Annotated in this window: 11 protein-coding genes and 2 pseudogenes; 8 read left to right on the top strand and 5 right to left on the bottom strand. The window is 69.3% G+C overall.

Going from position 1 to position 13,450, the window contains the following annotated elements; translation table 11 throughout:
- Positions 1 to 25 precede the first annotated feature (25 nt).
- Both QSK15_RS09540 and QSK15_RS09535 read left to right on the top strand, forming a co-directional pair.
- The gene (locus QSK15_RS09540) at positions 26 to 2,068 is read left to right on the top strand and encodes a glycerophosphodiester phosphodiesterase family protein (protein WP_285793802.1); all 2,043 of its coding nucleotides are present in this window, start codon (positions 26 to 28) and stop codon (positions 2,066 to 2,068) included.
- Positions 2,069 to 2,334: 266 nt separating this feature from the next.
- The gene (locus tag QSK15_RS09535; protein WP_377620585.1) at positions 2,335 to 2,616 is read left to right on the top strand and encodes a hypothetical protein; all 282 of its coding nucleotides are present in this window, start codon (positions 2,335 to 2,337) and stop codon (positions 2,614 to 2,616) included.
- A 68-nt stretch (positions 2,617 to 2,684) separates the two neighbouring features.
- Here the strand turns inward: QSK15_RS09535 and QSK15_RS09530 are convergent, their stop codons facing one another.
- From QSK15_RS09530 to QSK15_RS09520, 3 genes and pseudogenes are all read right to left on the bottom strand, one after another.
- Positions 2,685 to 3,641 (bottom strand): sporulation protein, encoded by a 957-nt coding sequence (locus tag QSK15_RS09530; RefSeq protein ID WP_285793800.1) that lies wholly within the window; start codon positions 3,639 to 3,641, stop codon positions 2,685 to 2,687.
- Positions 3,642 to 3,849: 208 nt separating this feature from the next.
- Complete coding sequence (locus QSK15_RS09525) at positions 3,850 to 4,059, bottom strand: DUF397 domain-containing protein (RefSeq protein WP_285793799.1); 210 nt, start codon at positions 4,057 to 4,059, stop codon at positions 3,850 to 3,852.
- A pseudogene (locus tag QSK15_RS09520) lies at positions 4,056 to 4,235 on the bottom strand (Scr1 family TA system antitoxin-like transcriptional regulator); the annotation flags it as partial. The gene QSK15_RS09525 and the pseudogene QSK15_RS09520, both read right to left, overlap by 4 nt.
- Here QSK15_RS09520 and QSK15_RS09515 point away from each other — a divergent pair.
- Entirely contained in the window at positions 4,200 to 4,454 is a 255-nt protein-coding gene (locus QSK15_RS09515) for a DivIVA domain-containing protein (RefSeq protein WP_285793798.1), read from the top strand. The pseudogene QSK15_RS09520 and the gene QSK15_RS09515 sit on opposite strands and share 36 nt — an antisense overlap.
- Positions 4,455 to 4,540: 86 nt before the next feature.
- Positions 4,541 to 4,762: pseudogene (locus QSK15_RS09510) on the top strand (hypothetical protein); the annotation flags it as partial.
- Positions 4,763 to 4,904: 142 nt separating this feature from the next.
- Here the strand turns inward: QSK15_RS09510 and QSK15_RS09505 are convergent.
- Together QSK15_RS09505 and QSK15_RS09500 are read right to left on the bottom strand one after the other, a co-directional pair.
- Complete coding sequence (locus QSK15_RS09505; protein ID WP_285794373.1) at positions 4,905 to 5,681, bottom strand: DeoR/GlpR family DNA-binding transcription regulator; 777 nt, start codon at positions 5,679 to 5,681, stop codon at positions 4,905 to 4,907.
- Between the two features lie 37 nt (positions 5,682 to 5,718).
- A complete protein-coding gene (locus QSK15_RS09500) occupies positions 5,719 to 7,710 on the bottom strand; it encodes a beta-galactosidase (protein ID WP_285793797.1) in 1,992 nt (663 codons plus the stop codon).
- 283 nt (positions 7,711 to 7,993) lie between these two features.
- Here QSK15_RS09500 and QSK15_RS09495 point away from each other — a divergent pair, with 283 nt between their 5' ends.
- The 4 genes from QSK15_RS09495 to QSK15_RS09480 are packed head-to-tail and all read left to right on the top strand — an operon-like array spanning position 7,994 to position 13,343.
- Entirely contained in the window at positions 7,994 to 9,322 is a 1,329-nt protein-coding gene (locus tag QSK15_RS09495) for an ABC transporter substrate-binding protein (RefSeq protein WP_285793796.1), read from the top strand.
- A 21-nt stretch (positions 9,323 to 9,343) separates the two neighbouring features.
- Positions 9,344 to 10,300: a carbohydrate ABC transporter permease gene (locus QSK15_RS09490; RefSeq protein ID WP_030333565.1), complete on the top strand. Its 957-nt coding sequence runs from the start codon at positions 9,344 to 9,346 to the stop codon at positions 10,298 to 10,300.
- The gene (locus QSK15_RS09485) at positions 10,297 to 11,211 is read left to right on the top strand and encodes a carbohydrate ABC transporter permease (RefSeq protein ID WP_285793795.1); all 915 of its coding nucleotides are present in this window, start codon (positions 10,297 to 10,299) and stop codon (positions 11,209 to 11,211) included. Before QSK15_RS09490 ends, QSK15_RS09485 begins: the two co-directional genes overlap by 4 nt.
- Entirely contained in the window at positions 11,208 to 13,343 is a 2,136-nt protein-coding gene (locus QSK15_RS09480) for an alpha-galactosidase (protein WP_285793794.1), read from the top strand. Before QSK15_RS09485 ends, QSK15_RS09480 begins: the two co-directional genes overlap by 4 nt.
- Positions 13,344 to 13,450: the final 107 nt, after the last annotated feature.

Below are 13,450 nucleotides of genomic sequence, written 5' to 3'. Positions count from 1 at the left end.
CCCGCCGGCAGGAGGGGATGACAGCGTGCGCACAGTACGCCGTACCGCCGTCGCGGCCCTGGTGGCCGCGACGGTGACGACCGGACTCGCGGTGCCCGCCCAGGCGAAGCCGCGACCGGACCGGACATTCGACGTGCAGGCCCACCGGGGTGGCCTCGGGCTGCGGGTGGAGAACACCCTCGCCTCCTTCGGCAACGCCCTCCAACTCGGGGTGACCACCCTCGAACTGGACGTGCAGATCACCGAGGACGGCCAGGCCGTCGTCACCCACGACCGGAAGGTCACCGGCACCAAGTGCGTCGACACCTCCCCGGTGACGCCCGGTGACCCGGAGTTCCCGTACGTCGGGAAGTACATCAACACGCTCAGCCTGGCCCAGGTGCGCTCGCTCGACTGTGGGTCGAAGACCCTCGCCGACAAGCCGGGGCAGGTCGCCGTCCCGGGTGCCCGGATGCCGCTGCTGCGTGAGGTCTTCGCGCTGGTCAACCGGTACCGGGCGAAGGACGTGAAGCTCAACGTCGAAACCAAGGTCGAGGCGGGCGCGCCGACCGAGACCGCCCCCCGCGAGCAGTTCGTCCGGGTCACCGCTGCCGAGGTCCGCGCCGCCGGTCTGCTCAAGCAGGTGACCATCCAGAGCTTCGACTGGGGTGCGCTGATGCGCATGCGTCAGGTCGAGCCGAAGCTGCCGCTGGTGGCCCTGACCAACTACGACTTCCTGCAGACCGGCCAGCCGGGTGCCTCGCCGTGGCTGGGCGGGTTGGACATCGACGACTTCGGCGGCGACCCGATCACGGCGATCCGCAGCTTCGGCGCCAGCGCCTTCTCGCCGGTGCACGGTATGCCGCAGAACGGCACTGTCACCGACCCCGGCTACCAGCCGTACGTCACCAAGGAGATGGTCGACCGGGCGCACCGCTACGGGATCACGGTGATCCCGTGGACGGTCGACGACGTGCCGACCATGGCCAAGCTCATCGACGACGGCGTGGACGGCATCATCACCGACTACCCGGACCGGCTGCGCGGCGTGCTGGCGCAGCGCGGTTACCGGCTGCCGAAGGCGTACGCGTCGCCGTTCGACATTCAGGCGCACCGCGGTGGCCGGGCCACCCGGCCGGAGAACACCCTGCCGGCGTTCTCGAACGCGCTGTCCAACCGGGCCATCTCCACCCTGGAGCTGGACACCGGCGTGACCGCCGACGGCAAGCTCGTGGTGCTGCACGATCGCACCGTCAACGGATCGCACTGCGTCGACACCAAGCCGGTGCACCCCGGTGACCGGATGTTCCCGTACGTGGGCAAGCCGGTGCACGAGCTGACCCTGGCGCAGCTCAAGACCGTCGACTGCGGCACGAAGACGCTGCCCGAGCTGCCCGCGCAGGTGCCCGCGCCCGGTGCCCGGATCCCGACCCTGGACGAGGTCTTCGCCCTGGTGAAGGCCAGTGGCCGCACCGACATCGGCATGAACATCGAAACGAAGATCAGCCCGGTGGTGAACGACACCGAGCCGTACCGCAGCTTCACCCGCAAGCTCGTCGACGCAATCCAGCGGGCCGGCTTCGCCAACCGGGCCACCATCCAGTCGTTCGACTGGCGCACCATCACGTACGCCCGGCAGCTCGACAAGCGCATCGGCACCGTCGCCCTGGTCTGGCAGTACGGCCCGACCGAATGCGCGACCCTGGCCGACGAGTGCTCGCTGCAGGCGGTCTACGGCAACCCGGCGGTGAAGAGCCCGTGGACCGGTGGACTGGACTGGTGGAAGTACCAGGACCTCGGCAAGCTGACCCGGGCCGCGGGCGCTGGCACGGTGTCCGCCAACTGGCAGGTGCACGACCCGAAGCAGGGCACCGTCGCGTCCTCCGACTGGTACCTGCGGGAGAACCCGGCATACTTCCACGGACCGGACGTTCGTACTCTGCAGACGCGCGACGGCCTGAAGGTGATCCCGTACACCGTCGATGACGCGGCGGTGATGCAGCGGGTCATCGACCTCGGCGTCGACGGCATCATCACCGACGACCCGGACCTTCTGGTGCGCGTGGCCATGCGCAACGGCCTGCGCTGACCCGCCGGACCACCTGATCGCCGGCCGGATTTTTCCGGCCGGCGATCGGTGTTACCTGCTCCGGGGCCTCGGGTAGTCGGGGGTTGTCCCCGCCACGAAAGCGAACCGTGCCGTGGCCGAAACGCGGTAGCGGGGCGAGGGAATGCAGGTACGACTCATCGCATCCTGAGGAGGACCAGATGAGCACGCAGGCTGCTTCCACCCGGCCGACGAACCGGCCCATGAACGACCCGCAGAACCCCGCCATGATGCGGGACACGCAGCAGATGCCGTCCATGCGGGACGGGCACCGAGACCCGATGCCGTCGCCGGGCACGGAGACCAAGCAGGCGTTCCTGACGACGGAATTCTGGGTCTACGCCGCCGCGGTCGCGCTGCTGGTGATCTCCGCGTTCTGGAAGGGCACCACCGCCAACGGGTTGAACATCAACAACCCGAGCCAGGCGTGGCTGTTCCTGACCATTCTGACGGGTGGTTACCTGGTCAGTCGTGGTCTGTCGAAGGCTGGTTCCGCGCGCCGGTCCGGCCGGGAGCGCAGCAAGCACTGACGCGTCACGCGTAGCACAGTGGCCTCCGGGACTACTCCCGGAGGCCACTGTCGTCGCTTGTGGAACGGCTACTCGTCGCCACCGAAGTCGCCGAAGTCGCCCTCGAACGCGTCCTCGATCATCTCGCCGGCGATCATGCCGCCAGCGACGCCGAGCGCCGCCCCGGCGACCATGCCGCCGACTCCCATGCCGCCTCGGCCGTGCCCGTGACCGGGGCCGTACCCGTGGCCGTACTGCGAGCGCAGGCTGCCGTAGCGGGACGTGGTCTCGCGCAGCCAACCGTCGACGACCTGCGCCCAGTCCACCCGGTCGACGTCGGTGTGCGACACCTGGTAGCGGCCGAACGCGTCATGCCCGGCGCTGAGGAACCCGCCGCGCTTGTCGCACTCCAGGATGACCTCCACGCCACGCTGGCTGGTCACGAAGGTCAGCTCGACCTCGTTGATCGTGTTCGCGTACTGCGGGGAGGCGAAGAACTCGATCTCCTGGTAGAACGGCAGCGTCTGCTGCACGCCCCGGATGTGACCGCGCTCCAGGTCGGCGCTCTTGAACCGGAAACCGAGCCGCTGGAACGCCTCCAGGATCCGCTCGTGCACCGGCAGCGGGTGCACCGCCACGTGGTCCAGGTCGCCCTTGTCGACAGCACGGGCGATGGCCAGCTCGGTGCGCAGACCCATCGTCATGCCGTGCAGGCGCTGGCCGTACACGTCGGTGATCGGGGTCTCCCACGGCACCGGCAGTTGGAACGGGAGCGAGAGTTGCTGCTTCGGGGCGAGGACGAACGACCCGCTGACCGCCATGCGGTGGAACTCCATCGTGCCCGCGTACTCGGTGTCGTGTCCTTCGACCTCGACCCGGGTGACCAGGCCAATCACCACCTGCTCGATGGCTGCCTCAGCGTCGCCACCGACGAGGTTGACCTGCCCGTCGAGGGTCAGGCCGGGCCGGGTGTTGGGGTTGGTCAGCACGGTGTCCACGCTGGGACCGCCCACACCGAACGCGCTCAACATCTTCTTGAAGACCATCGGAACTCCTGTGCGACGCCGACCGCTCCACGCTGGAGTCGGACGTTGACTCGACCGGCACCCTATCCAGCACCCCTGTGAGATGGCTGTGAAGCGCCGCGCCGACACCGTCGGCGTCGGCGCCACTTGATCGACTCGCGTTCACGGAAGTCGGGGTGTCCTGGTCGCGGTGACGCCCCGATTTTCAGCAACCCGAGTCGATCACGCATCAGGTCGCGAAATCGCCGTCCTTCACCCCGTTGACGAAGGCCATCCAGCCGCCAGCCGGGTAGACGAGGGTCGCTGCCGCGCGATCCTTGCTGTCGCGAACGGCCACTCGACCGGAACCGTCCAGGACGGGCCCGGCCTCGACACAGTTGCCGCCGTTGTCGGGGCTTTTGGTGCTGATATGCCAGGCGACGGGCATGAACTCGCTCATGACAGCTCCTCCGCGAGTGCTGCGATCAGCTTCGCCGACTCGTTCGCGCTGAGTGCGGCCTCCCGGAGGCGATCGTACGCGCGGACATACCGCAGAGCCTTGTCCGACTCGAGAAACAGCCGCCCTCCGAGGGTCTCCGCATGGGCAACGTCGGAGTACGGCGCAGGCATCCTGAACGGCTGCACCCGAGCCAGGTCCGCGACCGGCAGTTCACCGTCGTCGGTTTCGGCCGACGAGGCGTGGACCCCGCAGAGGTACGACGCTTCCTGCACCGCGTCGCGCTCGATCTGGCGACGCTGCACCATGATGTGGCTCGGCTCAGCGAGGAGAACGCCCGGGTGAAGCGAGCGCTGCGCGACTGGCAGAGCACCTGGTCCGAGCGGCGTCAGCCGTGAGCCCGGGATGGGAGCATCAGTACAGCGGGCTCTTCACGCCGCTGCCGCGGTTCGCTCTCGAGGCGCATTCGGAGGAGCCTCGGCATGTGATCCACCTGCCGGTGGCGGTCACCGACCTGGCCGAGGCGATGGACCTGGCGCGGACCCTCGCCCGGTCGCTGGCCTCCACGCCGCAGGTCGACGTCGGCGGTACCACCGTCTCGGCCGAGGACGCGCAGCACGTACGACATTGGGTTTTCTGCGACCGGCTCATACCCGGCCACCGCCGGTGCGCCCGGCAGGCCGACCACGCCGGAGCCTGCCTGCCCAACGACAGCCAGCAAGGCGGTCGGGCCCCGCCCCCCTCTTCCGCGATCTTGCGTTTTCCGTTGCGACCTAAGGGGCAATGCACGCATACCGACGTCCGAAAGTGCAAGATCGGTGCAGAGCGGCGCGGGGCGCGACGGGGCTTCAGGTTGCGTTGACGATCACCAGCTCGCCTACCTGTTCGCCGATGGTGGTGCGGGCCTCGGCGGGCAGGCCGGCGTCGGTGATGAGCACGTCGGCGGCCTCCAGGGGGGCGATGGTGGCGATGCCGATCGTCTCCCACTTGGTGTGGTCGGCGAGCACCACGAGCCGGCGGGCCGCGCCGATGAGACACCGGTTGACCCCGGCCTCCAGCAGGTTGGGCGTGGTGAAGCCGGTGCGTGGGCTGAGGCCGTGCACCCCGAGGAACAGCAGGTCGACGTTGAGCGCGCTGATCGCCGCCTCGGCCACCGGCCCGGTCAACGCGTCCGACGGGGTGCGGATGCCGCCGGTCAGCACGACGGTCTGGTCGGCGCGCGGATTCTGGTACAGCGCGTCGGCCACCGGGATCGAGTTGGTCACCACGGTCAGGCCCCGGACGTCGGAGAGGAGCGTGGCCAGCGCGGCGGTGGTGGTGCCGGCGGAGAGCGCGATGGCCATCCCCGGCTCCACCAGTGTCGCCGCCCGCTCGGCAATGGCCCGCTTCTCCGCCTGCTGGCGGATCGACTTCGCGGCGAAGCCGGGTTCCTCGGCGGAGCCCGGCCCGGCGAGGGTCGCGCCGCCGTGCACCTTGTCGACCAGGCCGCGTTCGGCCAACACCTCCAGGTCACGCCGGATCGTCATGTCGGACACACCGAACCGGCTGACCAGCTGACTCACCCGCACCCCGCCACGTTGGCGGATCAGATCGAGGATGGCGGTCTGCCGCTGCTGGGCGAGCATGTGGGGAACCTCCTTCGCGCCGTGCCGGTCGTACGGATCACTGCCGATCCTCACGGATGACAGCCACCTCACCGGCCGGCACCGTCAGGTCACCGGCGCACTCTGCACCGCTGAGCAACTCGACGCCGTGCGCCGGCAGGCGTACCTCCGTGTCGGTGTGGTTGATCGCGAAGAGCCAGGTCCGGTCGCCGTCGCGGCGGCGGACCACCTCCACCCCGGGCGGCGCCGACACCGCCGGGCGGACGCCGGCCTCGGCGAGCAGCCGGGCCACCAGGCGGTCCGTGGCCGGCTCGTCCAGCCGGGTGCCGACGTACCAGGCGGCGCCGTCGCCCACCTGGTTCCGGGTCAGCGCCGGCACGCCCGGCAGCGGCCCATCGGTGTACGAGGCGAGCACCTCCGCGCCCTCGGCGTGCACCCACTCGGTCCACACGTCGGCGGCGCTGCCGTCGTCCAGTCGGACCTGCTCGCCCTCGCGCAGCGGGAAGAACTCCTCGGTCCGGACGCCGAGCAGCTCCCGGAACGCGCCCGGGTAGCCGCCCAGCCGGATGTGGTCGTTGGCGTCCACGATGCCGCTGAAGTAGGTGACCGCGGCGGTGCCGCCGGCCTCGACGTACCGGTGGAGCGCGTCGGCGTCCGCGTCGCGGACCAGGTAGAGGGTCGGCACCAGGACCAGCCGGTAGCCACCGAGGTCGGTCGACGGGTGGACGACGTCGGCGGTCACGCCGGCGCGCCAGAGCGAGCCGTACAGGGCGTTCAGCCGGTCGGCGTAGGTGACGTCGAGGCTGGGGTGCGAGTCCAACTCGGCACCCCACCACGCCTCCCAGTCGAACAGGATCGCCACGTCCGCGTCCACCCGGCTGCCGCGTACCTCCGCGAGGGCCTTGAGGTCCGCGCCGAGCCGGCAGACCTCGCGGAACACCTTGGTGTCCGGCCCGGCGTGCGGCACGAGCGCGGAGTGGAACTTCTCCGCGCCGGCCCGGGAGGCGCGCCACTGGAAGAAGAGCACCCCGTCGGCGCCGCGGGCGACGTGCGCGAGGCTGTTGCGGCGCAGCTGCCCGGGCAGCTTCGCGACGTTGCGCGGCTGCCAGTTGACAGCGCTGGTGGAGTGCTCCATCAGCAGCCACGGCTCGCCACCGGCGACGCCCCGGGTGTGGTCGGCGGCGAGCGCCAGCCCGAGGTGTGCCTGCGGGTCGGCGGCGGTCAGGTAGTGGTCGTTGGAGACCAGGTCCACGTCGGACGCCCAGGAGTGGTAGTCCATGTGCTTGACGCCCAGGCCGATCATGAAGTTGGTGGTGATCGGTTGCCGGACCAACGTCCGCAGTACCTCGCGCTCGGCGCGTAGTTGGGCGCGCTGCTCGTCGGAGGAGAACCGCAGGAAGTCCAACTGCTGCGTGGGGTTGGCGAAGGTCGGCGCGGTGCGCGGCGGGTTGATCTCGGCCCAGTCGCCGTAGCGCTGGCTCCAGAACGCGGTACCCCAGGCGTGGTTGAGCCGGTCCAGGTCGCCGTAGCGTTCGCGCAGCCAGCCGCGGAACGCCTCGGCGCTGACGTCGCAGTAGCAGTGCACGTTGTGGCAGCCCAGCTCGTTGGAGACGTGCCACATCACCACTGCGGGATGCTCGGCGTACCGGCCGGCGACCGCGCGCACCAGCTCCAGGGAGCGCTCGCGGAACACCGGGGAACTGGGGCAGTACGCCTGACGTCCACCGGGCCAGAGGATCGCGCCGTCGGCACGGCGGGGCAGCGTCTCCGGGTGCGCGCGCGCCAACCACGGCGGTGGGCTGGCCGTGGCGGTGGCCAGGTCGACCTGGATGCCGCCGTCGTGCAGCAGGTCCAGCACCCGGTCCAGCCAGCCGAACTCGAAGCGCCCCACGCTGGGCTCCAGCAGGGCCCAGGAGAAGATCCCGACGGAGACCAGGTTGACCCCGGCCCGGCGCATCAGGTCGATGTCCTCCGACCACGTTTCCTCGGGCCACTGCTCGGGGTTGTAGTCGCCACCGAAATAGATGCTGTCACCCTGCCATCGCCGCATGACAGCTGAGAGTGCACCCGCCGGTCCGCGGAAGTCAACAGGTTCCAACATCGAGATTCTTTCCAACGTTTACCAGGTAACAGCCGTGTCACGACTGGGTTATCAGAGGCGAACAGCCCTCTTGACAGCACACGACCGCAGGGTAGCTTGAGGCCCCAATGGCCGTTCGTGTTCGCCAATGTGGATTCTCGGTGGATCTCAATGTGTGATCACGACGCCGGACCTGCCTTCACCACCCTGATGGCCCTTGGGCGTAGCACCTCTTCATCCGCAGGAGGCACAGATGTCCCGTCCCCAAACCCAAGCCGAGTACCTGGCTCGGCTCGTACCGCCCTCAGTCGCCGGCATCAACCGGCGGTCGTTGCTGGCCGCAGCGGCCGGCACGGGCGCGCTGCTCGGCACCGGACTGCTCGCCGGCTGCGGCGACGACTCCGGCTCCGGCGGGTCCAGCACTGACGTGTCGCTCGGCTCGAACCAGTCGGACCCGAAGCCGAAAGAGGTGCTCGTCAAAATCACCGACGGCTTCAAGACCTCCTCCGGGGTGCAGGTCGCGGTGAACACCGTCGACCACAACACGTTCCAGGAAAACATCAACAATTACCTACAGGGCAAACCGGACGACGTCTTCACCTGGTTCGCCGGCTACCGGATGCGCTTCTTCGCCCAGAAGGGCCTGGCCAGCGACATCAGCGACGTGTGGGGCAAGCTTTCCGGCTTCTCCGACGCCTTCAAGAAGGCATCGACCGGCGACGACGGCAAACAGTACTTCGTACCGGCGACGTATTACCCGTGGGCGGTGTTCTACCGCAAGTCGGTGTGGCAGCAGTACGGCTACCAGGTGCCCACCACGCTGGACCAGTTCACCACGCTCGGCGCGCAGATGAAGCGGGACGGCCTCATCCCCATCGCCTTCGCCGACAAGGACGGCTGGCCGGCGATGGGCACCTTCGACATCCTCAACCTGCGCATCAACGGCTACCAGTTCCACATCGACCTGATGGCCGGCAAGGAGGCCTGGACCTCCGACAAGGTCAAGAAGGTCTTCGACACCTGGGCCGGTCTACTCCCCCTGCACCAGCCCGACAGCCTCGGCCGCACCTGGCAGGAGGCCGCTCAGTCGTTGCAGCAGAAGAAGAGCGGCATGTACCTGCTCGGCCTCTTCGTCGGTCAGCAGTTCAGCAACGACGAGCAGGACGACCTCGACTTCTTCACCTTCCCCGAGATCGACCCGGCCATCGGCGCCAAGGCGCTCGACGCCCCGATCGACGGCTACATGATGGCCCGCAAGCCCAAGAACGAGGACAACGCGCGCAAGCTGCTGGAGTACTTCGGTGGCAAGGCCGCCGCGGACATCAACCTCAAGAACGACCCCGCCGTCCTGGTCGCCAACAGTGGCGCGGACGTCGGCGGCTACACGGCGTTGCAGAAGAAGGCCGCCGACCTGGTCGGGTCGGCCACCGAGATCGCCCAGTTCCTCGACCGGGACACCCGGCCGGACTTCGCCTCCACGGTGATGATCCCGGCGATCCAGCAGTTCATCAAGAACCCCAAGGACATCGACGGGCTCACCTCGTCCATCGAGAACCAGAAAAAGTCGATCTTCACTGACTGACGGCGGAAGGGGGAGGACATCGTGTCCGACCTGCCCCTGATCCAAGCGGATCGCGCCGTGCCGCCGCCGGCCACGACCACCTCCACGGGTGGTCGTCGCCGGCGGCTACGGCTCCTGTCCCGCACCGACCGCGTGGTCATCACGCTGATGGTGCTCGTCCCGCTGCTGCTCGTCACCGGGTTCGTCTGGCTGCCGGCGGCGGCCACCGTGCTGCTCTCCGGCACCAACTGGGACGGCATCGGCCCCCTCAACGAGATCGAGTTCGTCGGCGCGCGCAACTACAGCGACGTGGTGAACATCTACCCGCCGTTCGTGCCGGCGATCCAGAACAACCTGCTCTGGCTGGCGACGCTGTTCGTGGTCGCCACCCCGTTCGGCATGTTCCTGGCCGTGCTGTTGGACAAGGAACTGCGCGGCAGCCGCTTCTACCAGACCGCGCTCTACCTGCCGGTGGTGCTCTCACTGGCGCTCATCGGCTTCGTCTGGCAGCTGCTCTACTCCCGGGACCAGGGCCTGATCAACGCCGCCTTCGGCAGCAGCATCGACTGGTACGGCGACTCGAACGTCAACATCTGGGCGGTCATGGTCGCCTCCGGATGGCGGCACGTCGGGTACATCATGCTGCTCTACCTGGCCGGCCTGAAGGGTGTCGATCCGTCGCTGCGGGAGGCCGCAGCTGTCGACGGCGCCTCGGAGAGCCGGACGTTCTTCCGGGTCGTGTTCCCGGTGCTGCGGCCGATCAACATCATCGTGCTGGTGGTGACCGTGATCGAGTCGCTGCGCGCGTTCGACCTGGTCTGGGTGGTCAACAAGGGACGCAACGGACTGGAGCTGATCTCCGCCCTGGTCACCCAGAACGTGGTGGGTGAGGCGAGCCGGATCGGTTTCGGCTCGGCCCTGGCAACGATCATGCTGGTCGTCTCGCTGGTCTTCATCACCATCTACCTGGCGACCGTGATGAGGGAGAACCGGGAATGAGCACCGCGACCGTCACCCGGCGTACCGAGGGTGAACCCGACGTGCCGCCGCGCCGGCGCCCGCTGACCCCGATGCGGATGCTGCTGCACGGCTTCCTCATCGTCGTCTCGTTGGCCTGGCTCTTCCCGATCGCCTGGGCGGTGCTGACCTCGCTGCGCTCGTACGACTACACCGCCCGCAACGGCTACGTCTCGTTCGGCGGCTGGACCTTCGACAACTACGTCACCGCGTGGCGGACGGCGGAGTTCGGGCAGCACTTCCTCAACTCGGTGTACATCACCGTGCCGGCGGTGCTGCTGACCCTCTTCCTCGCCTCCTGCGTGGCGTTCGTCATCGCCCGGTTCAGTTGGAAGCTCAACCTCGTCCTGCTGGGGGTCTTCACCGCGGCCAACCTGCTGCCCCAGCAGGCGCTGCTCATCCCACTGTTCCGGCTGTTCACCGAGGTGCCGCTGCCGGAGTTCATGAGCGACTCCGAACTGCTCTACGACAGCTACTGGGGCCTGATCCTGATCAACGTGGCCTTCCAGTGCGGCTTCTGCGTCTTCGTGCTCAGCAACTACATGAAGGCGCTGCCCCGCGACCTGTACGAGGCGGCGATGGTCGACGGGGCGAGCATCTGGCGGCAGTACTGGCAGGTCACCATGCCGCTGTGCCGGCCGGCCCTGGCCGCGCTGGCGACGCTGGAGGTGACCTGGATCTACAACGAGTTCTTCTGGGCCACCGTCCTCATGCGTACCGGTGACAAGTTCCCGGTGACCAGCTCACTGAACAACCTGCGCGGTGAGTTCTTCACCGACAACAACCTGGTCTCGGCGGGCAGCGTGCTCGTCGCGATCCCCACCCTGGTGATCTTCTTTATGCTCCAGCGGCACTTCGTCCGGGGCCTGACCTTGGGAGCCTCCAAAGGATGACGATCCTGCACCTGCGCCGCGCGCGGACCAGCCTGGTGCTCGACGCACGCGGCCCGGGGCTGCCCCGGGTCGTGCACTGGGGCGGCGACGTCGGCGACCTCGACGACGACGGCCTGCGCCAGCTCACCGACGCGACAGCACCGCCGGTGGTGCCGAGCAGCTTCGACGAACCGACGGTGCTGTCAGTGCTGCCGGAGGCCAGCGCGGGTTGGAGTGGCCGCCCGGGGCTGGCCGGGCACCGCGACGGACGGGACTGGTCCACCTCCTTCCGCCTCGACGGGGTGGACGTGCGGGACTCCGGGGCCGACGCGGCGCGGGTGACCGTACGGGCCTCGGACCCGGCCGCCGGGCTGACCGTGACCATCGAGATCACCCTCGACCCGTACGGCCTGCTGACCGTTCGGCACCGGCTGCGCAACGACGGCGACAGCGGGTACGAGCTGCGGGAGCTGACACCGGTGCTGCCGGTGCCGGCGGTCGCCACCGAACTGCTCGACCTGACTGGCCGGTGGTGCCGGGAACGGTCCCCCCAGCGGCACCCGTGGCAGCACGGGGCCTGGGTCCGCGAGAGCCGGCGCGGTCGTACCGGGCATGACGCCACACTGCTGCTGGTGGCCGGCACCAGCGGCTTCGGCTTCGGCCACGGTGAGGTCTGGGCGGTGCACACCGCATGGAGCGGCGACCACGTCACGTTCGCCGAACGTCGGCCCACCGGCGAGTCGACGCTCGGCGGCGGTGAGCTGCTGACCGCCGGGGAGATCCGGCTCGACCCCGGCGAGTCGTACGAGACTCCCCTGCTCTACGCGGTCTGGTCCGACGCCGGGCTGGACGGGCTCAGCGACGTGCTGCACACCCACCTGCGGGCCCGCCCCGGGCACCCGCGCTCCCCCCGCCCGGTGACCCTCAACGTCTGGGAGGCGGTCTACTTCGACCACGACCTGGACCGCCTGCGGGCACTCGCCGACCGGGCCGCGCAGATCGGCGTGGAGCGGTTCGTGCTCGACGACGGCTGGTTCCGCGGCCGGCGCGACGACACCGCCGGACTCGGCGACTGGTACGTCGACCAGGGTGTCTGGCCGGACGGCCTGCAACCGCTGATCGACCACGTCACCGACCAGGGTCTCCAGTTCGGCCTCTGGGTCGAGCCGGAGATGGTCAACCCCGACTCGGACCTGTTCCGCGCACACCCCGACTGGCTGCTCGCCGTGCCGGGGCGGCTGCCGCCGGCCTGGCGTCACCAGCAGGTGCTCGACCTGGGCCGCCCCGAGGCGTACGAGTATGTCCGGGAACGCCTCGACGCGCTGCTCACCGACCACCCCGGCATCCGGTATCTCAAGTGGGACCAGAACCGGGACCTCACCGAGGCCGGGCACCACGGCCGCCCCGGGGTGCACGGGCAGACCCTGGCGGTCTACCGGCTCCTCGACGAGTTGCGCGGTCGCCACCCGGGCGTGGAGATCGAAAGCTGCTCGTCCGGCGGGGCCCGGGTGGACCTGGCCATCCTCGCGCGCACCGACCGGGTCTGGGCCAGCGACTGCAACGACGCCCTGGAGCGGCTCAGCATCCAGCGCTGGACGGGCTTGCTGCTGCCACCGGAGCTGATCGGCACCCACATCGGCCCGGAACGCTCGCACACCACCCGCCGCGTCCACGACCTGGGTTTCCGGGCGGCCACCGCGCTCTTCGGCCACCACGGCATCGAGTGGGACATCGCATCGATCAGCGTCACCGAGCAGATCGAGCTGGCCGCCTGGGTGGCACTGCACAAGCGGCTGCGCCCGCTGCTGCACTCCGGCCGGGTGGTCCGGGTCGACCACCAGGACCCGGCCGTCTGGGCGCACGGCGTGGTCGACCACGAGCAGACCCGAGCGGTGTACGCGGTGGCCCGGCTGACCACCTCGGTGGCGCAGGTTCCCGGCGCGGTACGGCTACCCGGCCTCGACCCCGGCCGGCGGTACCGGGTGCGGCAGGTGCCGGACGTACCGTCCCCGGCGGCCTTCGACCTGTCCGCGCCCGCGTGGTTGGCGGCGGGTGTGACCCTCAGCGGGGCGGCGCTGACCCGGGTGGGTGTGCAACTGCCCGCCCTGCATCCGGAGCAGAGTCTGGTGCTGGAGGTCGACGCGGTCGACTGACAGGATTCTCCGGAAGAATTTGTGGCCGGGGTGTCGAGAACGGCAGAGCCTGCTTCTACCTCAGGGTGAGAGCACCGACGAGGGTGCGCGGGCGTGAGGAGCCAACC

Source organism: Micromonospora sp. NBRC 107095 (genome assembly GCF_030269705.1).
GTDB classification, from domain to species: domain Bacteria; phylum Actinomycetota; class Actinomycetes; order Mycobacteriales; family Micromonosporaceae; genus Micromonospora; species Micromonospora parva.
Note: the sequence above shows the minus strand (reverse complement) of the source record. Positions and strands in the feature narration are given on the sequence as shown.

Coding starts and splice junctions, on each gene's coding strand:
- QSK15_RS09535 (WP_377620585.1), top strand. CDS start 2,335: ATGCCGTCCATGCGGGACGGGCACCGAGACCCGATGCCGTCGCCGGGC.
- QSK15_RS09530 (WP_285793800.1), bottom strand. CDS start 3,641: ATGGTCTTCAAGAAGATGTTGAGCGCGTTCGGTGTGGGCGGTCCCAGC.
- QSK15_RS09525 (WP_285793799.1), bottom strand. CDS start 4,059: ATGAGCGAGTTCATGCCCGTCGCCTGGCATATCAGCACCAAAAGCCCC.
- QSK15_RS09515 (WP_285793798.1), top strand. CDS start 4,200: ATGGGCAACGTCGGAGTACGGCGCAGGCATCCTGAACGGCTGCACCCG.
- QSK15_RS09505 (WP_285794373.1), bottom strand. CDS start 5,681: ATGCTCGCCCAGCAGCGGCAGACCGCCATCCTCGATCTGATCCGCCAA.
- QSK15_RS09500 (WP_285793797.1), bottom strand. CDS start 7,710: ATGCGGCGATGGCAGGGTGACAGCATCTATTTCGGTGGCGACTACAAC.
- QSK15_RS09495 (WP_285793796.1), top strand. CDS start 7,994: ATGTCCCGTCCCCAAACCCAAGCCGAGTACCTGGCTCGGCTCGTACCG.
- QSK15_RS09485 (WP_285793795.1), top strand. CDS start 10,297: ATGAGCACCGCGACCGTCACCCGGCGTACCGAGGGTGAACCCGACGTG.
- QSK15_RS09480 (WP_285793794.1), top strand. CDS start 11,208: ATGACGATCCTGCACCTGCGCCGCGCGCGGACCAGCCTGGTGCTCGAC.